This is a genomic window from Pseudomonas sp. RIT-PI-AD, from assembly GCF_025642785.1.
Lineage (GTDB): Bacteria > Pseudomonadota > Gammaproteobacteria > Pseudomonadales > Pseudomonadaceae > Pseudomonas_T.
Genome location: NZ_JANZKU010000003.1, coordinates 219500 through 239289, shown reverse-complemented (window position 1 = coordinate 239289; position 19790 = coordinate 219500). Strand labels below are relative to the sequence as shown.

Below are 19790 nucleotides of genomic sequence, written 5' to 3'. Positions count from 1 at the left end.
GGAGTATGGAGCGCGTCGGTGTGCCGACCCCCACCGACCGGCAGCGCGGTGGGTCATGGGGTCGCCCGAGGTAGCGCGGTTCCCTGTCCCAGACCTCGGCCGACGAAGGCGATGCCCCGGGTTGTCCACGGATACTGTGGAGCAGGGTGTGAGCCGCCTGTGGATAAGCTGCGGATAAGCCTGTCCGTGCCCGGCCGTCCGGGGGTGGCTGGGAATCGAACGGAATTCGCTCAGGACGGTGTCGACGACGTGCAGGCGGCGTAACACATGCGCCGGGTGGAAGAGGCTTGCCCCGCCCTGCGTTGGCCGTCCCCGCCGGGTCGAATGGGCGTAGGAACCCAGACGGCGGCGCGGATGCGCTTTTCTTCGACATCCCCTGTCCGTTTCTGGCGTTATGCTTGCCTGGCCTTCCAGGCCCGGGCGACCTGGCGGATGCCCTGGGCGCCCAGCCGTGCCGCTGGCGACGTCCCGCTCGGGCAGTCAACGATGAATCGATCGAGGAGAAACGAGATGACCGCAACCCTGTTCATTACCGGCGCCACGTCCGGGTTCGGCGAAGCCTGCGCCCGGCGCTTCGCCGCCGCCGGCTGGTCGCTGGTGCTCACCGGCCGCCGCGAGGAACGGCTGCGGGCCTTGAGCGAAGAGCTGTCGGCCCACACCGAGGTGCATCCGCTGGTGGTCGACGTGCGCGACCGTTCGGCGATGGAGGCGGCGATCGCCGGGCTGCCGGACGCCTTCGCCACCCTGCGCGGGTTGATCAACAACGCCGGGCTGGCGCTGGGGACCGATCCGGCGCCCAAGTGCGACCTCGACGACTGGGACACCATGGTCGACACCAATATCAAGGGCCTGCTCTACAGCACCCGCCTGCTGCTGCCGCGGCTGATCGCCCATGGCCGCGGCGCCGGCATCGTCAACCTCGGCTCGGTGGCCGGCACCTGGCCCTATCCCGGCAGCCATGTGTATGGCGCCACCAAGGCGTTCGTCCGGCAGTTCTCGCTGAACCTGCGTAACGATCTGGTGGGCACCGGGGTGCGTGTCACCGACCTGGAGCCGGGCATGTGCGAGAGCGAGTTTTCCCTGGTGCGCTTCGGCGGCGACCAGGCGCGCTACGACGCCACCTATGCCGGCGCCGAGCCGATCCAGCCGGGCGATATCGCCGAGACCATCTTCTGGATTCTCAACCAGCCGGCCCACATCAACATCAACAGCCTGGAACTGATGCCGGTGAGCCAGAGCTGGGCCGGTTTCGCGGTGGACCGTTCGCGCAAGGGGTGAGGCGGGCCGGCACCGGGCCGACGGCCCGGCGCCGATAGTCCCTCAGCTCGCCAGCAACCAGACCCCTACGCCCGCCGAGGCGGCGCCGGCCAGCCGCACCAGCGGCGCCGCGGCCGGGGGCAGCAGGCGCACCACGGCATAGCCGAGGGCATGCAGCGCGGCGGTGGCGGCGACGAAGCCGGCGGCATAGCCCCAGGGGCTGGCCAGGTCGGGCAGCTCCAGGCCATGGGCGGTGCCATGGACCAGGGCGAACCCGGCGGTGAGCGCCAGCGCCAGGGAAACCGGCGGCCTGGCCGCCAGGGCCACCAGCAGGCCCAGCGCCAGTACCGAGGCGGCGATGTCGGCCTCCAGGAACGGCAAGGCGAACCCGGCGAACCCGAGCAGGCCCCCCACCAGCATGGCGCCGACGAAGGTCAGCGGCAGCGCCCAGCGCGCCGCGCCGCGTTGCTGAGCGGCCCACAGGCCGACGGCGAGCATCGCCAGCAGGTGGTCCAGGCCGGTGAGCGGATGGGCGACGCCGGCGAGCATGCCGGACGTATCGTGGCCCGGATGGGCCAAGGCCAGCGCCGGGCTGAGCAGCAGGGCCAAGGCGAGGGAAAGGCGACGTGTATGCATCGTGAGGCTCCTTGAAGAACGCGTCCGCGGGCGCGTAGCGAATGGTGGTCAGGCGGCGCCGAGCAGCCCCTGGTGTTCGATGAAGGCGATGATGGTGTCCAGGCCCTGGCCGGTCTTCTGGTTGCTGAACACGAAGGGCTTGTCGCCGCGCATCTTCCGCGCGTCCCGATCCATCACGTCCAGGGAGGCGCCCACCAGCGGCGCCAGGTCGACCTTGTTGATCACCAGCAGGTCCGACTTGCAGATCCCCGGCCCGCCCTTGCGCGGCAGCTTGTCGCCGGCGGAGACGTCGATCACGTAGAGGGTCAGGTCGGAGAGTTCCGGGCTGAAGGTGGCCGACAGGTTGTCGCCACCGGATTCGACGATGATCAGCTCCAGGCCGGGAAACCGCCGGTTGAGCTGGTCCACCGCCTCCAGGTTGATCGAGGCGTCTTCGCGGATCGCCGTGTGCGGGCAGCCGCCGGTTTCCACGCCGATGATCCGCTCCGGTTCCAGCGCTTCGTTGCGCACCAGGAACTGGGCGTCTTCCTGGGTGTAGATGTCGTTGGTCACCACCGCCAGGTTGTAGCGGTCGCGCAGCGCGCGGCACAGCGCCAGGGTCAGGGCGGTCTTGCCGGAACCGACCGGGCCGCCGATGCCGATACGCAGGGGTTGGGCGTTCATCGGGTGTTCTCCTTCCTAGGATCGGAATAAACGGCTGTATTGGCGTTCGTGGGCCATGCTCGCCAGGGCCAGGCCGAAGGCGGCGGTACCCCAGCGAGAGGGATCGAGTTCGGCGGCCTCGCGCTGGGTCGCCTGCAGGCTGGGCAGCAACGCGGAGGTCAGGCGCTGGGCGGCCTGTTGGCCGAGGGGCAGGGTCTTCATCAGCACCGCCAGCTGGTTTTCCAGCCAGCCCCATAGCCAGGCGGCCAGGGCGTCCTCGGGGGCGATGTTCCAGGCGCGCGCGGCCAGCGCCCAGGCCACCGCCAGCCCGGGTGCCGGCAGGGACTCGAACAGTGCGCGCGCCGGCCCGTCCAGCTCCGGCAAGTCGCCGAGCAACTGTTGCAGCGAATAGCCCATCTGGCGGTTTTCCTGGTGCAGCTCGCGGGTCTCGCGGCTGGTGCGCTGGCGCTCGGCGAGGGCTCGCAGCTCGGCCCAATCCTCGCAGGCGGCGGCGCGGCAATGGGCGAGCAGCAGCGGCGCTTCGAATCGGCCGAGGTTGTAGCGCAGCTGGTCGGCGATCCAGCGCTGCGCGCTGTCCGGGTCGCGCACCTGGGCCTGCTCCACGGCCATTTCCAGGCCCTGGGAATAGCTGTAGCCACCGATCGGCAATTGCGGGCTGGCCAGGCGCAGCAGCGCCCAGGCCGGGTTCATCGGCGCACGCCGAACTGGTGCAGGCGCGGCGCATAGCTGAACTCCGCCTCGCCGGCATGGGAATGGTGGTGGCCGCCGCCATAGGCGCCCTGTTCGGGCTGGAAGGGCGCCTCCAGGGCGTCCACCTGGGCGCCCAGTTGTTCGAGCATCGCCTGGAGCACGTAGTCGTCCAGCAGGCGCAGCCAGCCGTCGCCGATCTGCAGGGCGACATGGCGGTTGCCCAGGTGGTAGGCGGCCCGGGTCAATTCGAAGGCACTGGCGCAGGTGACGTGCAGCAGGTGCTCGGCGGCGGCCCGGACGCGCACCACCCGGCCGTCCTCGGCGCGCAGGCATTCGCCGTCGTACAAGGGGGACTGGCCCCGCTCGAGGAACAGGCCGACGTCCTCGCCGTCGCCGCTGAAGCAACGCAGGCGACTCTTGCTGCGCGCCTCGTAGTTCAATTCCAGTTCGGCGTCCCAATGGGGCTGGGTTTCGATGCGATGGCGGATCACCAGCATGGGAGCTTCCGTGACGGTCAAGAAAAGGTGGATGGGGCTACCTGGAGCAATCCGCTTGCCAACCCGGCGGGTGGGCGGGTTCCGGCGCATGCCGGGGGCGGCTGGCGGAACCTGAATGGTGGGTCAGGATATTTTTGGTGCACGCGGCCGTCCAGTGCACCGGGTCGGTGCGCTCAGCCGTCCGGCTTGCCGAGCCCCAGCCAATGCTTGCCGCCGACGAAGATGAAGCGCAGCTGTTGGGTGATCTTGGCTTCCGCGCGCAGGTGCGGCGGCAGCTCGGGGTCGGGCGGGTCGATCAGTTCGGGAAGGGTGGCGAAGACCGTCTTGACCACCAGGTCGGAGATCACCTCCAGGGCGGCGTCATCCAACTGGGGGACCCGGTTCATCAGCTTGAGATCGGCCGCCAGGTCGTCGGTGATGCGCTGGCGCAGCGTGCCGATGGCCTGGCGCACGGGCTGCGAACCGCCGTATTGCTCGCGGGCGAGGAACAGGAACTGGCCGCGGTTGGCGCTCACCGCATCGAGAAAGATGCGCGTGCTGGCTTCCACCAGGCCACCCAGTTCGAACTCGTTGCGCCGCACTTGGCGCAGGGTCTCGCGGAAGGTTTCGCCGACCTCGGCGACCAGCGCCAGGCCGAGTCGATCCATGTCCTGGAAATGCCGGTAGAAACCGGTCGGCACTATCCCCGCGCGGCGCGCCACCTCGCGCAGGCTCAGGCTACCGAATCCGCGACCGCTGTCCATCAGCTCGCGCGCGGCATCCATCAACGCCTGGCGGGTCTGTTGTTTCTGTTCGGCACGGAGAGAGGACATGGGGCGCGGGCATCCTTGGCGACGAGCCGCCACTCTAGCAAATGGCCTTCCCGGGCGTCGAACCGGGTTCAACGGCGCCTGGGCGCGGCTGTGCAAGGTGACGAACGTCGACGGCGGGATACGAGCGAATACCGGCGGAGCGAGGCGTGGCGGGAACTCAGGCACGACGCGGCGAGGAGGACCTCGCTTGAACGACAGACCCGGCACGGGCCGGGTCTTTTACAGGGTCCACGGGGTGGGATTAGGCTGCACGATGTGCCTCCAGCAGGCGATCGGAACCGCCTTCGGCCAGGCGCAGGGCAGCGGGGGTACGCGACGCGCCGTCTGCGGCTACCCGAAACGCGCCCGGGGTGCGATCGGCCCCATCTTCGGCGACACGGATGCCCGGGGTGCGCGACGAGCCGTCTTCGGCGATGCGTTGCGAGCCGGGGGTACGATCAGCGCCATCCTCGGCGACGCGGTCGCGTTGCAGCAGACGGTCGGAACCGCCTTCGGCGAGGTCGCCCCGCTGCAGGGCACGGTGGTTCTGGCCGTGGTCACCCTGGATGAAGGTGCTGGCGCGGGCTTCGCCGAGAATGGGCTGCGGCTGGTTCTGCGGCAGGGCGAACACGCTGGTGGACAGGCTGGCCAGGATCAGGCTGGCGAGTAGGGTGGTTTTCATGATGGGCTCCTTGTGGGGGCGTAAGGGATTACGGAGTCCATGTTACTCAGGATAAATCGATGAAAAAGCGCAGATACAGAATAGTAAGAATCAATATTATTGATTGTTAGCGTGCGAACGGTCTAGCCAGGGGCTTTGCGGCGACGAGGCGCACCTCCGGTTTCCTGATCGAGCGGTCGGTTTCCGGGGAGCTGAGGCGCGGGGAAGCGGAACGAGGGCGGGGCGCGAGGAGGCGCGCGGCCGGAGCCGCGCGTACCGGGACTCAGGGATGCAGTTCGCGCTCGCGCTCCTGGCGCTGGTCGCAGGTCATGAAGCCGGTGTGATCGACCAGACCATTGGCGTCGAAGCTGACATGGAACGGCTGCTGATGGCCGTCGGTGGTCAGGATGTAGTTGTTGCAGGTGCCGGGACGATAGGTGCGCTTCACCTCGGAGGACGCCGGTCCACCGATGGCCAGTACGCGTTCCTTGGTCATGCCCTTCTCGACTTGCTTGACCAGCGGCTCGTTGCGGTAGGTGAAATGGTCCACCGGGTTTTCCGGTTTGCTTGCGCAACCGGCCAGGGTCGCGAGGGCGAAAACGGTGGCGAGGGTTTGCTTGTACATAAAGCGCTTCCTTGTTTAGGGACATTCCTGGATGTTGATCCGCAAAGCGCGTCAGGAGTTCGCGCGATATGCGGCGGCGCGCTTCGCCGTCAGCGTCCAGCTTCGTGCTCAGGAGGATTTCCATGGCGGATTCGGCCAAGACCCGCTACCCGCTGGTGCTCGTACCGGGTTTGCTGGGTTTCGTGCGACTACCGGGCTACCCCTATTGGTATGGCATCGAGTCGGCCTTGCGCCGCGAAGGTGCCCAGGTCTTCCCGGTGCTGGTGTCCGCCCTGCACGACAGCGAGGTGCGTGGCGAGCAGTTGCTGGAGCGCATCCAGGCGGTGCTGGAGCGCACCGGTGCGGACAAGGTCAACCTGATCGGCCACAGCCAGGGCGCGCTCACCGCTCGCTATGCCGCGGCGCTCAGGCCCCAGCAGGTGGCTTCGGTGACTTCCGTGGCCGGGCCCAACCACGGCTCCGAACTGGCCGACCATCTCCAGCGGCGGGCGCCGCCCGGGAGCCTGCGCGAGGGCCTGCTGGTCGCCCTGATGGTGGGCGTGGCGCATTGCCTGGCGTGGCTCGAGCGCGATTACCAGGGGCTGCGCCTGCCGCTGGATGCGCGCGCCGCGCAGCGCTGCCTGACCCGCGCCGGGGTGGCGGCGTTCAACGCGCGCTTCCCCCAGGGCCTGCCCGACACCTGGGGCGGCATGGGCCCGGCCCAGGTCCAGGGGGTGCGCTACTACTCCTGGACCGGCACCCTGCAAGCCGACGCCAGCCGCGGATCGAATCGGATGGATCTCACCCATTACGCCTGCCGGCTGCTGGCACGCACCTTCGTCGAGGAGGCCCGGCACTGCGATGGTCTGGTGGGGCGCTACAGCGCGCATCTGGGGGAAGTGATCGGCGACGATTACCCGCTGGATCACCTGGATATCGTCAACCAGGGGTTCGGTTTGGTGGGGCGTGGGGCGGATCCGGTCGGGCTGTTCCTTGCCCATGCCAGGCGACTGCGGGAGGCGGGGTTGTGAAACAGCGGACCCCGCCCTCGACGATTCGCCGCACCGAGTGAAGAAGCCCGTGGGATTACTGGGCCTCTTCGGCTTTCTGCAGGCGCTGAGCGTTCAACGCATTGGCCTGTTCGATCTGCTGCTTCAACTGGGCCTCCTGCTGGCGGGCCTGTTCGGCCTGCTTGGCCTGCAGCGCGGCGGTGGCGGCGGTTTCTCCGGCGCCACAGGCCGCGACGCTCGCAGCCAATAGAAACGCAAACGTCATACGCGACAGGGCCATGGGGCTTCCTCCTCGGGAGTGGACAGCCGCAGTATGCCTGATGGGAACAGCGCGGTAGGGCGCTGGCGCGCCCGGCCGTTCCGCCCGGCGGCGAGCCGGGGGAAAGCGGCCAGGGGTGATCAGCTCAGTGCGCGGATCAGCTCCGCCTTGCGCATCCGCGAGCGGCCGCGGACGTTCTGTGCGGCGGCGCGTTTCATCAGCTCGTCGCGTGTCAGCGCGCTCAAGGAAGAACTGCCGGAATGGCCGCCGCTACTGGCCCGGCCGTGGTTCGGCGAGTGGCCCTTGCGGGTCGCCGCCGCCCGGCGCGCGGAGTCCTTGCGGTCGGCGCGCTTGGCGGTGCCGCTCTTCGCCTTGCCGGAGCCGGATTTCTCGCCGCCGCCGCTCTGCTTGTTGACCGTCGCCCAGGCGCGCGCCTCGGCTTCCTTTTCCGAAACGCCACGGTCCTCGTAGCTTTCCGCGATGTGCTCGGCCTTGCGCTTCTGCGCTCCGGTGTACTTGGATTTATCGCCTTGGGACATGGGGAGGATCTCCGATCGAGTGGCTCCGAAAAATTCGACTGCCACGCTGCCCGGGGTTCCCCTCGCGCCGACGTGCGGCTAGCCGTAGCGCTTCTTCGCCTCGATGGCCAGGCCGCTGCCGATGCTGCCGAAGGTGTTGCCCTCCAGATGGCGGGCGTTCGGCAGCAACTCGGCGATGATTCGCCGCAACGCGGGGACGCCGCTGGAGCCGCCGGTGAAGAACACCGTATCCACCTGCGCGGCGGTCAGGCCCGCCTTGTTCAGCAGGTCGCCGACGCTGTCGCGGACACGCCCCAGCAGGCTTTCGATGGCGGCCTCGAACAGGTCGCGCGTCAGCTCCACCTCGAGGCCTTCCTCGATGCGCGCCAGGGACAGGTTCAGGCGGTCGGCCTCGGTGAGGTCGATCTTGCTCTGTTCGACCTGCATCGCCAGCCAGTGCCCGGCGCGTTGCTCGATCAGGCGGAACAGGCGGTCGATGCCGCTGGCGTCGACGATGTCGTAGCGCATGCTCTTCAGCGCCAGTTGGGTCTTCTGTGCGTACAGCGTGTTAATCGTGTGCCAGGTGGCCAGGTTCAGGTGGTAATGGGTCGGCATGAAGGCATCGCTCTTCATCCGGCTGCCGTAGCCGAACAGCGGCATCACGCCGCGCAGGCTGAGCTGTTTGTCGAAGTCGGTGCCGCCGATGTGCACGCCGCCGGTGGCGAGGATGTCGTCCTGGCGTTCGGCGTGGTCGCGGCGCTCGGGCGACAGGCGGATCAGCGAGAAGTCCGAGGTGCCGCCGCCGATGTCGACGATCAGTACCAGTTCCTCGCGGTCGATGCCGCGTTCGTAGTCGAAGGCGGCGGCAATGGGTTCGTACTGGAATGAAACCTCGTCGAAACCGATGGCCTTGGCCACCGCCACCAGGGTGTCCGCGGCCTCGCGGTCGGCCTCGGGGTCGTCGTCGACGAAGAACACCGGCCGGCCCAGGACCACCTGTTCGAAGGCACGCCCGGCCACCGCCTCGGCGCGCTGCTTGAGTTCGCCGATGAACAGTCCGAGCAACTGCTTGAACGGCATGGCGCTGCCGAGCACCGTGGTTTCGCTCTTCAGCAGCTTCGACCCCAGCAGGCTCTTCAGCGAGCGCATCAGGCGCCCCTCATAGCCTTCCAGGTACTCCTCCAGGGCGCGCCGGCCATAGACCGGGCGGCGCTCCTCGAGGTTGAAGAAGACCACCGAGGGCAGGGTGATCTTGCCGTCCTCCAGGGCGATCAGCGAGTCCTCGCCGGGCCGCCACCAGCCGACGGTGGAATTGGAGGTGCCGAAATCGATGCCGCAGGCGCGGGCGGGTTGATCCTTGTACATGTCGCGACGGTTCCGGGTGCGAAAACGGCCGCGCAGTGTATGCGAGCGCGCCGGCGAATGCAGGCCCGGTCGCGGGAAAACCGACGCCGCGTCAGCCGGCCGGGTCGGCCTTGCGGTTCCAGCGCGACCACTCGAAGCCCAGTACCACGAATACCGACAGGGCGAAGGGCAGCAGCAGGTAGAAGCCACGGAACACGATGAGCGCGGCCAGCACGTCGGACTTGTGCAGTTCCGGCATGGCGGCCAGGAAGGTCACCTCCAGCACGCCCAGCCCGCCCGGGGCATGGGAAAGCAAGGCCAGGGAGAAGGACGCGAGGAACACCCCGAGTACCACCATGTAGCCCGGGTTGCCTTCGCTGGGCAGGGCGAAATAGATGATCGCCGCGGCACAGGCCAGCTCCAGCGGCCCCGCCAGCAACTGGCGGGCGACGATGCCCAGGCGCGGGTATTCGATGTGCAGCTTGCCCCAGGTCCAGGGCTTGAAGCGGCGCCAGGAACCTAGCACGTAGAGCGACACCAGCCCCAGCAACACCAGGCCGATGGACACCGAGAGCCAGGGGCCGACGTTGGCCACCCGGGTGATCAGTTGCGGCTGGATCACCAGCACACAGCCACTGGCGAACAGGGTGCCGAGCACGAAGGTGAAGGAGCAGAAGACGATCAGGATGCCGATTTCCTGGGGCGACAGGCCCTTGGTCCGGTAGGCGCGGTAACGCACCAGGGCGCCGGAGAACACCGAGGCGCCGATGTTGTGGGCCAGGGCATAGGTGGTGAAGGAGCAGAGGGTGATGAACCACCAGGAAATCTTCTTGCCCAGGTGGGCCACCGCGATGCGGTCGTACCAGGCCAGTGCGCAATAGGCGCCGAAGGTGGCGGTGCCCGCCAGGAGCCAATTCAGATGGGAGATGGCGCCGAGGCTGGAGGCGATCTCGTCGAGGGAGGTGTTCCGGACTTCGTGATAGAGCAGGTAGCAGGACAGAATCACCGCACCCATACCGACGAGGGTCCAGAGCAGATCACTCCTCTTCATCATTGGCATGACTCCTTAGCCTTTGGCTGTAGTCCCTTACCGCACGCCAAGGGCAGGGGGCCGACGCGCGCCGGATGCGGGAAGCGCTCGGCGGCCGCTCGCGGGTTGGATCCGGCTGGACAACGGCGGGGCAGTATCCCGGACGGCGGCATCTTCCTCAACTCCTGTGGGCGTAACGAGGTGTTTCCTGGGGACGGCCATTCCGGCGGGCCTTCAGGTGTGACCTGCAAAGGGGCCGGCATTATCCACGCAGTTGTCGTATCGCGCCCGGGCCCTTGCGCGGCGGCCGCCCGCTGCGGTTTCGCGCGCGCTGCTGGGATGGCGGCGGGGCGGGTCGGTCGCGGGTCGCCGGGCGCGCGGGAAGGCCCTCGCTAGAGGCGCCGGCGGCGGGCCGAGGTGTCTTATCCGTCCACCAGGGGCGCTCTGGGGAACATGGCCAGGGACTACCGTTCAGCGGATATCGCGAACGAAAGCCAGAGGGCACGCATCGTAATTTCACAGAGACGAGGAGTGATCGCCATGAGTGAGAAAGCGCTGTACGAGATCCAATACAAACTGCTGGGCGAGCCCCACGCCGACCTGATCACCGACCTGAACGTGCCGGTGATCGACGTCGTCCAGGAACTGGCCCGCAAGCACAACGTGGCGGTCAACGATGAACTGGCCGCTGCCGACGACAGCGATTCCGCAGTGCCCCTGGTGGTGCCGATCACCGACGTACACATCCACAGCGTGGAAGTGAACGAGGCCGGCGAGGTCCTCTGAGCCGCGACCGATCAACGCCTCGACCGTCGCCAAGCGGCGGCGAGGCGACCCGCCCCCTCGCCGGTTCTGTTCTCCCTCCGCTTCTGACGCCTCACCGCCGCCTGGCAGACGCGCATTCGCCTCGTCCTCCGATACGCCGGTCTTTTGGCCGCGGTTATGACCGCCTTCACAAAATCGCCTTGTAGCGACCGTCGATTCGCATCCCTGCCCCTCCCACGGGTTACCCTCGCCGGCTCGCTGCGCTGGGCCTGGCCTGCGAGCGGGACACGCGCGTTCCCTCCAAGGGCTGTTCGAGCCTGCCGATTCGCGGCCAGCGGCCGCACGAGCGCTCGGACACTCCGGGTCCGCTACGGGTCGATCAGGGCTTTCCAGGCCCGGAAGGCCGTCATTTCTTTCAGGCGCCGGTTCGTCCCGCGCCGGAGCGCGTCCGCATGAACAAAAATGTTCTCTATATAGGCATCGCCATTATGGTCGGAGCGATCGTCTCGCATTCCGCAGGGTCTTTCGCCAGGAGCTTCCCTCTGCTGAGCACCCTGGTGATGGTCGCCTTCGCCGCCGGTGTGGTGTACCTGATCGTATTGATGATGAAGCGCAACGCCGGCGTCACCAAGGCCGATCCCGGCGTCCGCGAGGCCGCGCTGAACTTCACGCCTTCGGCGACCCATGCCCGCCTTTACGTCTGCCGCGAGGGCTTCATCGCCAAGCTGCAGGGCATCGATATCCAGGTCGATGGTGAACGCGTCGCGCAATTGAAGAGCCCGCAGTTCACCTGCCTCGAACTGAGCCCCGGCCCGCACCGATTGCAGGCGGCGATGACCGCCGGCCTCGGCGGCAAGCAGACCCTGTCCAACGAAACGCCGCTCGACGTGCGTGCCGGCGACATCCTTTGCTATAGCCTGCGCATCGAGATGGGCGCGCTGAAGGGCGCCTTGGTGCTCGAGCCGGTCGCCGCGCCGGCCAGCCTGCTGCCCCGGTTGAAAGGCACCACCATGGTGTTGCCGCTGGTGGCCCAGGTCGGCCCGTAACCCGATTCAACGAGCCTGTTCCGTATGTCCCGTTCTCACGCCACGCCCCTGAGCGCCGAGGTCCGCGCTCGATTGTTCAGCCACCTGGCCGCCATGGAGCAGGCCGGCTTGCCGGCCCAGCATGCCTTCGCCGCGCTCGAACTGCCGGCGCCCTGGGGCAGGCGCCTACCCACCCTGCTCCGCCACCTGGCCGCCGGCCAGGACATCGCTTCGGCGGGGCACATGGCGGGTCTGTTCGACGCCTTCGAAACCCAGCTTCTACGGGCGGCACAGAGCGCCGGCAGCCCGGCCTGGTGCTATCGACGGCTGGCGGACGCTTACACGCGCCAGGCCCAGCGCCGGGCACGGGTGAAGGCGCGGCTATTCCTGCCCGCGGCGGTTTTGGCGATCGCCCTGCTGGTCCAGCCGTTGCCGCTCTGGGTGAGCGGGGCGCTGAGCCTGCCCGGTTACCTGTGGACGGTGCTCTGGCCGCTGCTCGCACTGGCGGGCGTTTTCTACCTGGGCCGCACGCTGGGGCGCCGCCTGAGGGCCGCCCGTACGCCCGGTCTGGACGCCTTGCTCCTGCGCCTGCCGGGGTGGGGGCAGTTGCTGGCGCGGCGCAAAACCCGGGATTTCTTCGAAAGCCTGGGCATGCTGCTCGCCGCTGGCCTGCCGATGCTCGACGCCTTGCCCAAGGCGCTGGACACCCTGGACAACGCCGCCTTACGCGAAACCTTCGGCGGCCTGGCGGCGGAAGTCGAAGGCGGCGGCTCACTCACGTCGGCGCTGCGGCGCCTGGCGTTCCCGGGCCGTACCCGGGTGCTCGGCCTGCTGGTCGCCGGCGAGGCCAGTGGCAGCCTGCCAGAGCTGTTGCTGCGCCACGTCGCGATGGAAAGCACGGCGCTCGACGACATCGACGAGCAACTGGCGGCCTGGCTGCCGCGCCTGCTGTATGCCGTCCTCGCGCTCTGGATGATCCACACCCTGCTGGGCGGGGGTGCCTTCCTGCCGCAGTTGCCGGACGAGCTTCGCTGACGGGCTCGTCGGCGGCTGTCCCCTGTCGCCCGCCTGCCACGACAGCCTTCCCGTCTTGCCTAAAGATCGTCGCGCCCTGTACGTCCCCGCCTTGACCGTCGCTCTTTTTTCCAGCGACCCGCCAGGGGGTGCTCCATGTCCTTCACCGCTGCCCTGACCTCGGGGCTCAAGGCCCTGAGTCAGGCCGTCACGCCAAGCGAGCCGGCCTACCGGGTCTTCAATGTGGTCCTCAAGCAACGGATTCGCCTCAGCCCGGCCCTGACCCGTTTCGTCTTCGCCGGCCCGGACGTGGCGCGCATGCGCACCCGGGCGCCGGACCAGCGGATCAAGGTGCTGTTCCCCGGCGCGGACGGGCAGCCGCCGAATCTCCCGGACGAGCCGGAGTGGTACGCCCACTACCGCACCCTGGACCCGGCCCTGCGCCCGCCGATGCGCACCTACACCCTGCGGGCCCTGCGCGCCGACGAGGTGGACGTCGAGTTCGTCCTCCACGGCGACAGTGGTCCGGCGTCCTCCTGGGCGACCCATGCACGCCCCGGCGACCCGGTGCAACTGGTCGCGCCGAACCGGGCCTTTTCCGGCGACCCCGGCGGCTACGAGTGGAAGCCGCCGGCAGATGTGCGCGAGGTCCTGCTGATCGCCGACGAGACCGCGGTGCCGGCCGCCGCCGGGATACTCGAGAACCTGGCCGGGATGGCCCGTCCGCCCCGGGTGCAAGCCTTTCTCGAAGTGCCCGCCGAAGCGGATCGCCGGGAGCTGGAGGCCGGCGCCGCGGCCGACGTGCGCTGGCTGCCCCGCGAGGCCAGCGGCTGCGCCTATGGCGCGCGGATGATCGAGGCGGCGCGGGAACAGGCGCGGGTGCCCTCCGCCAGCGCGCCCGGCAAGCGTCGGCTCGAGGACATCGACCTGGACCAGCGGATTCTCTGGGAAAGCGCGTCCCGCGCCGACCGCGGCTTCTACGCCTGGGTCGCCGGGGAGTCGGCGGCGGTGATGGCCATCCGTCGCCACCTGATCGGCGAGCGTGGCCTGGACAAGCGCGCTTGCAGCTTCATGGGCTACTGGCGCCATGGCAAGCGGAACGACTGAGCCCGCGCATCGTCGGATTCCATAGGGGGCGGCCCGCGCCGCGAGCGGTAGCAAGCGGGTGGCGCTCCCCGGCGGCGGGCCGATCGGCGCGCCGACCCATCCGATGCAGAACGAACCCGTGGAGGACACCATGGCCGGAGGTTGGAGCAACGACGGCGCGGTGCAGGAACAAATCGACAGCACCCTGGCGGACGCCGTGCAGCGCGCCCGCAGCCAACTGCCCAAGGGCGAGAGCCTGACCCACTGCGAGGAATGCGACGCGCCGATCCCGGAAGCGCGGCGCCGGGCGGTACCGGGCGTGCGCCTGTGCGTGAAATGCCAGGCGGCCCACGACAAGGAGCAGGCGGCGTTCAGCGGCTACAACCGCCGCGGCAGCAAGGACTCCCAACTCCGCTAGATTCGGACTCAGAACAGGAAATAGCGCTGGGCCATCGGCAGCACCTCGGCCGGTTCGCACCAGAGCAGTTGGCCGTCGGCCTTGACCTGGTAGTTCTGCGGGTCGACCTCGATGTCCGGGGTGTAGTGGTTGTGGATCAGGTCCTTCTTCTGCACCGAGCGACAGCCTTTGACCACCCCGATGCGTTTTTTCAGGCCGAGCCGCTCCGGTACCCCGGCCGCCACGGCGGCCTGGCTGAGGAAGGTCAGGCTGCTGGCGTGCAGCGACCCGCCGTAGCTGCCGAACATGGGGCGGTAATGCACCGGTTGCGGCGTCGGGATGGAGGCGTTGGCGTCGCCCATCAGGCTGGCGGCGATCACCCCGCCCTTGAGGATCAGGGTCGGCTTGACGCCGAAGAACGCCGGGCGCCAGAGCACCAGATCGGCCCATTTGCCCACTTCGATGGAGCCGACCTCGTGGGCGATGCCGTGGGTGATCGCCGGGTTGATGGTGTACTTGGCGAGGTAGCGCTTGACCCGGAAATTGTCGTTGCCCGGGGCGTCCTCCGGCAGGGCGCCGCGTTGCTTCTTCATCTTGTCGGCGGTCTGCCAGGTACGGGTGATCACCTCGCCGACCCGGCCCATGGCCTGGCTGTCGGAACTGATCATCGAGAAGGCGCCGAGGTCGTGGAGGATGTCCTCGGCGGCGATGGTCTCGCGGCGGATACGGCTTTCGGCGAAGGCCACGTCCTCGGCGATGCTCGGATCGAGGTGATGGCAGACCATCAGCATGTCCAGGTGCTCGTCGATGGTGTTGCGGGTGAACGGCCGGGTCGGGTTGGTCGAGCTGGGCAGCACGTTGGGCAAACCGCAGGCCTTGATGATGTCCGGCGCGTGGCCGCCGCCGGCCCCCTCGGTGTGGTAGGTGTGGATGGTGCGGCCCTTGAACGCGCCCAGGGTGGTCTCGACGAAACCGGACTCGTTGAGGGTGTCGGTGTGGATCGCCACTTGCACGTCGTACCGGTCGGCGACCGACAGGCAGTTGTCGATGGCGGCCGGGGTGGTGCCCCAGTCCTCGTGCAGCTTGAGACCGATGGCGCCGGCCTCGATCTGCTCGATCAGCGGCTCCGGCAGGCTGACGTTGCCCTTGCCGGTGAAGCCGATGTTCATCGGGAAGGCCTCGGCGGCCAGCAGCATCCGCGCCATGTGCCAGGGGCCGGGGGTCACCGTGGTGGCGTAGGTGCCGGTGGCCGGGCCGGTGCCGCCGCCGATCAGGGTGGTGGTACCGCTCATCAGGGCTTCTTCGATCTGCTGCGGGCAGATGAAATGGATATGGCTGTCGATGCCGCCGGCAGTGAGAATCATGCCCTCGCCGGCGATGACTTCGGTGGCGCCGCCGATGGCGATGGTCACGTCCGGCTGGATGTCCGGGTTGCCGGCCTTGCCGATCGCGGCGATGCGCCCGTCCTTGAGGCCGACGTCGGCCTTGACGATGCCCCAGTGGTCGAGGACCAGCGCGTTGGTGATCACCGTGTCGACCACGTCGGCGGCGCACAGCTGGCTCTGGCCCATGCCGTCGCGGATCACCTTGCCGCCGCCGAACTTCACTTCGTCGCCGTAGGTGGTGAAGTCCTTCTCCACCTCGATCCACAGGTCGGTGTCGGCCAGGCGCACCTTGTCGCCGAGGGTGGGGCCGAACATGTCGGCATAGGCTTGGCGGGAAATCTTCATCTTTCCGATCCTTTGAGGGCTTGAGCGGATATCTGTGGGAGTGGCCTCAGCCACGGGCTGTTCTGTCGTGGCTAACGCCACTGCCACAGAGGTTGTTCATCTTTTCGCGGCTGAAGCCGCTCCCAGGTTTCAGGTGGCTCGTGGGTGGGGTTGGCCAAATCCATCTGGTTGCCGAAAGTAGGGTCGACCTGTGGGAGTGGCTTCAGCCACGAACTGCCTGTCATGGCTAGAGCCGCTCCTACAGAACCACGGTGATCACGCCAGGTCGCCCATCACGCGCCCGGCGAAGCCGAATACCCGGCGTTTGCCGGCCAGTTCGACCAGTTCGACCTCGCGGCTCTGCCCCGGCTCGAAGCGCACCGCGGTGCCGGCGGGGATGTTCAAGCGCATGCCGCGGGAGGCTTCGCGGTCGAAGGCGAGGGCATCGTTGACCTCGAAGAAATGGTAATGGGAGCCCACCTGGATCGGACGGTCGCCGCCATTGGCGACGCTGAGGCTCAGGGTGCGGCGGCCGACATTGAGTTCGATGTCGCCGTCGGCGATCTGGTATTCGCCGGGGATCATGGGCGGCTCCGGAGTTGTTTGTAGTAGAGGGCGGTGGGGTGGTAGCGGCCGTCGGGGTTGGCCGCGTAGTCGGGGATTTCGCCAACGCGCTGGTAGCCGAGTCGCCGGTAGAAGGGTTCGGCCTCGGAGCCCGCGAGGGTGTCCAGGTGCAGCAGGCCGCGGCCGAGCCCGGCGGCATGGGCCTCCAAGGCCTCCATCAGACGGCGGGCGATGCCGCGGCGACGGGTGCCGCGCAATACCAGCAGCTTTTGCACCTCGGCGCGGTTCAGGCCGTTGCGCTTGGTGGCGAGTGCCAGTTGCACGCTGCCGAGCACCTCGCTGCCCTCCAGCGCCACCCAGAGCGACACCTTGCCCTGGCCGAGGCCATCGGCGACTTCGTCCCAATAGGCGGCGATCTCCGCGTCGTCCAGGTCGGCGAGAAAACCCACCGAGGCCCCGCCGTCGACGCTGTCGCGTAACAGTTCGGCGAGGCCTGCGCGGTAGCGCGGGAAGTCCGCGGCGGCGATCCGTTTCAGGTCGAAGTCAGGCATGCGGGCTCCGGAACGAGGGGCATGGAAAGGGGGAGAGACCGTCGAGGCGCCGCCGTCGACGCCTTCGCACAGGGGGTCGGCGAGGCCGCGCGGTCGGGCGGGTAGTCGGCGGCGCCGCGCCGTTTCGGTTCGAGGTCAGGCATGCGCCGGCTCCAAGATGAGTTGCATGAAGGTCAGGTCCAGCCAGCGGTCGAACTTGTACCCGACCTCCGCCATCTGCCCGCTGACGACGAACCCGAGGCCTTGGTGCAGGCGGATCGAAGGGGCGTTGCCGCTTTCGATGGCGGCGACCATCACGTGCAGGCCCTGGGTCCGCGCGCGCTCGATCAGCGCCCGCATCAGGTTGGCCCCGATCCCCTGGCCGCGCCGTTCGGGGTGCACGTAGACCGAATGCTCCACGGTGTACCGGTAGCCCTGGAACGCACGCCAGGGACCATAGCTGGCATAGCCGAGGAACGCGTTCCCGGCATCCCGGGCGACCAGCACCGGGTAGCCCTGGGCGGTGCGTTCGGCGAGCCAGCGTCGACGGTCTTCCAGGTCCACCCGGGTTTCGTTCCAGATCGCCGTGGTGTGCTGCACCGCGTCGTTGTAGAGGGCGAGGATGTCCGGCAGGTCGGTGTCCCGGGCGTCGTCGAGGCGGCAGGTCATGGCGGGTCTCAGGCAATGGGCTGGTGCACGGTGACCAGCTTGGTCCCGTCGGGGAAGGTGGCTTCCACCTGGATTTCCGGGATCATTTCCGCCACCCCGTCCATGACTTGCTCACGGCTGAGCAAAGTGGTGCCGTAGTGCATCAGGGCGGCGACGGTCTGGCCGTCGCGGGCGCCTTCCAGCAGCGCGGCGGAAATCAGCGCCACGGCTTCCGGGTGGTTGAGCTTCACGCCTCGGGCCAGCCGCCGCTCGGCCACCAGGCCGGCGGTGAAGATCAACAGCTTGTCTTTTTCGCGGGGGGTGAGGTCCATCGATTGCTCCAGTCTTTGGGGCCGCCGGCTAGGGGCTTCCCGATTGCCATGGGGAAAGCGCCCGTGTCGGGCGCCTGGGGCCGGCTGAAAAATCAGCCCGGTCGAAAATACTCGGTGCCAACGGCGCCGCGCGGCTCGCAGGGCGAGGTTCCAGGGGAAGGCTGACTTCATCGAGCGCCGGCTCCAACGGCTTTCGACTCGATGGGCGATCCTTCGTATGGGCGGCTTGGCATGGACGCTAGGTGCTCCAGATCCGCGGCGCCAGCGCCGCGCGCCCGAGCAGGGCAGGGCGTAGCAGGCGCCAGAGTTCGATCAGCCAGGCGCGGGCGTGCAGCGCCTCGCGGGCGAGGCAGCGGGCGACGAGCAGGCCGGGCAGTTGGCTGAGGTCGCCGCGCAGCCGTCCTGGGAAAAGGCCGGCCTGTGCGCGGCAACGGTCGAGCAGCTCGGCGTCGATCTCGCCGCTGACCAGCAGGGTGGCGAACACCGGTTGGCCGGCGAGGCCGATGGGCGAATCCAGCAGGCCGTCGTCGCCCTCCAGGCGCTGCCGCTCGTGCCAGAGCAGGCGGCCGTCGCGGCGGATGTCCAACTGCGCCTGGAAGTGTCCGGCGGCGAAGCGCTCGCCGCAGGCCGGGCGGCCGAGAGCGACCATGTCCCAGTAGAACAGGCGGGCGTCCGTGGCCAGGTCGATGCGGGTTTCCAGTTCGGCGCGGGCGCCGGAAAACACGATGGTTTCCTGGGGCAGCCATTCCAGGGTGGCGCCGGCCTCGACGCGTAGGTTCAGCCGTTGCCGCGCGCTGGCGCCGGCGCGGTACCACTTGGCCGCGCCGGGGCTGGTGAGCTGGGCCCAGGCCTGGGGGCCGAGGCGGATGTCCAGGTCGAGGGTGTCGCCCCCGGCGATCCCGCCGGGTGGGTGCACGACGATGTGCTGGCACACCTCGGGGCCTTCCGGGTAGAGGTGTTTCTGCACCCGCAGCGGACCCTGATGACGGCGCATGACCGGCCGCGTGGCCGCGCCGACGCGGGCATAGGCCAGCTCCAGTTCGGCGTGCCAGGCGGGATGGAAGGGCGCGTTGGCGTCCAGTGCCGCCCGCACCGGCCAGGGGACGAGGCCAGCCTGCGCGGTCACGGCAAGGGTTTCCGCATGAACACCCGGGGAAAGCCGTCTTCCTCGCGGCGCGCGTATTCCCGGTAACCGGCCCGCTCGTAGAAAGCGATGTTCTCGCGCATGCGCTGGTGGGTATAGAGGTACAGCGAGGCGTAGCCCTGCGCCCTGGCGTGGCGCTCGGCGGTTTCCAGCAGGAAGTGGCCGATGCCGCGGCCCTGGCAGGCGGGGGCGACCGCCAGGTTTTCCAGCAGCAACCCTTCGTCGGTGACCTTGAGCACCAGCACGCCGGCCAGTTGCCCGGACCACTCCGCGAGGAAGACCTGCTGGCGCTCGATCGCCTGCGCGTAATCCTGGCCCATGGGCGCGGGCTCGCGGCCGAGGCGCGCGATCCAGGGCGCGTAGGCGTCGCGTACGCAGGTGGCGACGCGCGCGGCGTCCGCGGGAGTGGCTGGGCGTAGGGCGATGGGCATGCGCGGGGTCCTGGCTGTGGGCGTGACCGCTGGAGACGGCCGGCTCGGTTGGAGAGGGGGCGAGCGCGGCGGATGCGGGTCGCGGCGTGCGACCACCAACGCGTTCCGGGGCGGCCGTCGTGGCTGAGCGCGCCGCTGCATGGGCATCCCGTGGCGATCGGCCTCCGGGGCATGCTGCTCCCGCG

25 protein-coding genes are annotated in these 19790 nt (G+C 68.7%); 7 read left to right on the top strand and 18 right to left on the bottom strand.

Features of this window, described 5'->3' with window-relative positions; all coding sequences use genetic code 11:
- Positions 1 to 510 precede the first annotated feature (510 nt).
- Entirely contained in the window at positions 511 to 1278 is a 768-nt protein-coding gene (locus OGL92_RS04185) for an SDR family oxidoreductase (RefSeq protein WP_263140870.1), read from the top strand.
- 42 nt (positions 1279 to 1320) lie between these two features.
- Here OGL92_RS04185 and OGL92_RS04180 read toward each other — a convergent pair whose 3' ends face one another.
- The 7 genes from OGL92_RS04180 to osmE form a co-directional block, all read right to left on the bottom strand.
- Positions 1321 to 1893, bottom strand: a complete 573-nt coding sequence (locus tag OGL92_RS04180; protein WP_263140868.1) for a HupE/UreJ family protein — start codon at positions 1891 to 1893, stop codon at positions 1321 to 1323.
- 48 nt (positions 1894 to 1941) lie between these two features.
- Positions 1942 to 2556, bottom strand: coding sequence for an urease accessory protein UreG (gene ureG, locus OGL92_RS04175; protein ID WP_263140865.1), 615 nt, complete (start codon positions 2554 to 2556; stop codon positions 1942 to 1944).
- Positions 2557 to 2571: 15 nt separating this feature from the next.
- Positions 2572 to 3246 carry an urease accessory UreF family protein gene (locus OGL92_RS04170; protein ID WP_263140862.1) on the bottom strand — a complete coding sequence of 225 codons (675 nt, stop codon included), beginning with the start codon at positions 3244 to 3246 and terminating at the stop codon, positions 2572 to 2574.
- A complete protein-coding gene (ureE, locus tag OGL92_RS04165; protein WP_263140856.1) occupies positions 3243 to 3743 on the bottom strand; it encodes an urease accessory protein UreE in 501 nt (166 codons plus the stop codon). The genes OGL92_RS04170 and ureE overlap by 4 nt, the downstream gene beginning before the upstream one ends.
- A 173-nt stretch (positions 3744 to 3916) precedes the next feature.
- Positions 3917 to 4555 carry a TetR family transcriptional regulator gene (locus OGL92_RS04160; RefSeq protein ID WP_263140847.1) on the bottom strand — a complete coding sequence of 213 codons (639 nt, stop codon included), beginning with the start codon at positions 4553 to 4555 and terminating at the stop codon, positions 3917 to 3919.
- A 241-nt stretch (positions 4556 to 4796) separates the two neighbouring features.
- Entirely contained in the window at positions 4797 to 5216 is a 420-nt protein-coding gene (locus OGL92_RS04155) for a hypothetical protein (RefSeq protein WP_263140846.1), read from the bottom strand.
- A gap of 262 nt (positions 5217 to 5478) precedes the next feature.
- Positions 5479 to 5820: an osmotically-inducible lipoprotein OsmE gene (gene osmE / locus OGL92_RS04150; protein WP_263140844.1), complete on the bottom strand. Its 342-nt coding sequence runs from the start codon at positions 5818 to 5820 to the stop codon at positions 5479 to 5481.
- Positions 5821 to 5942: 122 nt separating this feature from the next.
- Between osmE and OGL92_RS04145 the strand changes: the two genes are divergently transcribed.
- Positions 5943 to 6830 (top strand): triacylglycerol lipase, encoded by an 888-nt coding sequence (locus OGL92_RS04145; RefSeq protein WP_263140842.1) that lies wholly within the window; start codon positions 5943 to 5945, stop codon positions 6828 to 6830.
- 55 nt (positions 6831 to 6885) lie between these two features.
- Here OGL92_RS04145 and OGL92_RS04140 read toward each other — a convergent pair whose 3' ends face one another.
- The 4 genes from OGL92_RS04140 to OGL92_RS04125 form a co-directional block, all read right to left on the bottom strand.
- The gene (locus OGL92_RS04140) at positions 6886 to 7089 is read right to left on the bottom strand and encodes a hypothetical protein (protein ID WP_263140841.1); all 204 of its coding nucleotides are present in this window, start codon (positions 7087 to 7089) and stop codon (positions 6886 to 6888) included.
- Between the two features lie 119 nt (positions 7090 to 7208).
- Positions 7209 to 7607 (bottom strand): termination factor Rho, encoded by a 399-nt coding sequence (locus tag OGL92_RS04135; RefSeq protein ID WP_263140840.1) that lies wholly within the window; start codon positions 7605 to 7607, stop codon positions 7209 to 7211.
- A gap of 78 nt (positions 7608 to 7685) precedes the next feature.
- On the bottom strand, positions 7686 to 8951 hold the full coding sequence (locus OGL92_RS04130; protein ID WP_263140838.1) for an Hsp70 family protein: 1266 nt from the start codon (positions 8949 to 8951) through the stop codon (positions 7686 to 7688).
- A gap of 91 nt (positions 8952 to 9042) precedes the next feature.
- Positions 9043 to 9984 (bottom strand): YbhN family protein, encoded by a 942-nt coding sequence (locus OGL92_RS04125; RefSeq protein ID WP_263140835.1) that lies wholly within the window; start codon positions 9982 to 9984, stop codon positions 9043 to 9045.
- Positions 9985 to 10500: 516 nt separating this feature from the next.
- Between OGL92_RS04125 and OGL92_RS04120 the strand changes: the two genes are divergently transcribed.
- From OGL92_RS04120 to OGL92_RS04100, 5 genes are all read left to right on the top strand, one after another.
- Positions 10501 to 10746: a hypothetical protein gene (locus OGL92_RS04120; protein WP_263140833.1), complete on the top strand. Its 246-nt coding sequence runs from the start codon at positions 10501 to 10503 to the stop codon at positions 10744 to 10746.
- 431 nt (positions 10747 to 11177) lie between these two features.
- Positions 11178 to 11771, top strand: coding sequence for a DUF2846 domain-containing protein (locus tag OGL92_RS04115; protein WP_263140831.1), 594 nt, complete (start codon positions 11178 to 11180; stop codon positions 11769 to 11771).
- Positions 11772 to 11795: 24 nt separating this feature from the next.
- On the top strand, positions 11796 to 12785 hold the full coding sequence (locus OGL92_RS04110; RefSeq protein ID WP_263140827.1) for a type II secretion system F family protein: 990 nt from the start codon (positions 11796 to 11798) through the stop codon (positions 12783 to 12785).
- A 135-nt stretch (positions 12786 to 12920) separates the two neighbouring features.
- Positions 12921 to 13871, top strand: coding sequence for a siderophore-interacting protein (locus OGL92_RS04105; protein WP_263140821.1), 951 nt, complete (start codon positions 12921 to 12923; stop codon positions 13869 to 13871).
- A gap of 130 nt (positions 13872 to 14001) precedes the next feature.
- Positions 14002 to 14268, top strand: coding sequence for a DksA/TraR family C4-type zinc finger protein (locus OGL92_RS04100; protein WP_263140976.1), 267 nt, complete (start codon positions 14002 to 14004; stop codon positions 14266 to 14268).
- Between the two features lie 8 nt (positions 14269 to 14276).
- On the opposite strand, the gene ureC is transcribed toward OGL92_RS04100, so the two are convergent.
- The 7 genes from ureC to OGL92_RS04065 form a co-directional block, all read right to left on the bottom strand.
- On the bottom strand, positions 14277 to 15977 hold the full coding sequence (gene ureC, locus OGL92_RS04095; protein WP_263140818.1) for an urease subunit alpha: 1701 nt from the start codon (positions 15975 to 15977) through the stop codon (positions 14277 to 14279).
- Between the two features lie 255 nt (positions 15978 to 16232).
- Entirely contained in the window at positions 16233 to 16541 is a 309-nt protein-coding gene (locus OGL92_RS04090) for an urease subunit beta (protein ID WP_263140817.1), read from the bottom strand.
- A complete protein-coding gene (locus OGL92_RS04085; protein WP_263140814.1) occupies positions 16538 to 17071 on the bottom strand; it encodes a GNAT family N-acetyltransferase in 534 nt (177 codons plus the stop codon). Before OGL92_RS04085 ends, OGL92_RS04090 begins: the two co-directional genes overlap by 4 nt.
- Before the next feature lie 135 nt (positions 17072 to 17206).
- Complete coding sequence (locus OGL92_RS04080; RefSeq protein WP_263140812.1) at positions 17207 to 17719, bottom strand: GNAT family N-acetyltransferase; 513 nt, start codon at positions 17717 to 17719, stop codon at positions 17207 to 17209.
- Between the two features lie 8 nt (positions 17720 to 17727).
- Positions 17728 to 18030: an urease subunit gamma gene (locus tag OGL92_RS04075; RefSeq protein ID WP_263140809.1), complete on the bottom strand. Its 303-nt coding sequence runs from the start codon at positions 18028 to 18030 to the stop codon at positions 17728 to 17730.
- Positions 18031 to 18268: 238 nt separating this feature from the next.
- Positions 18269 to 19123 carry an urease accessory protein UreD gene (locus OGL92_RS04070; RefSeq protein WP_263140974.1) on the bottom strand — a complete coding sequence of 285 codons (855 nt, stop codon included), beginning with the start codon at positions 19121 to 19123 and terminating at the stop codon, positions 18269 to 18271.
- A gap of 29 nt (positions 19124 to 19152) precedes the next feature.
- Entirely contained in the window at positions 19153 to 19605 is a 453-nt protein-coding gene (locus tag OGL92_RS04065; RefSeq protein WP_263140807.1) for a GNAT family N-acetyltransferase, read from the bottom strand.
- Positions 19606 to 19790: the final 185 nt, after the last annotated feature.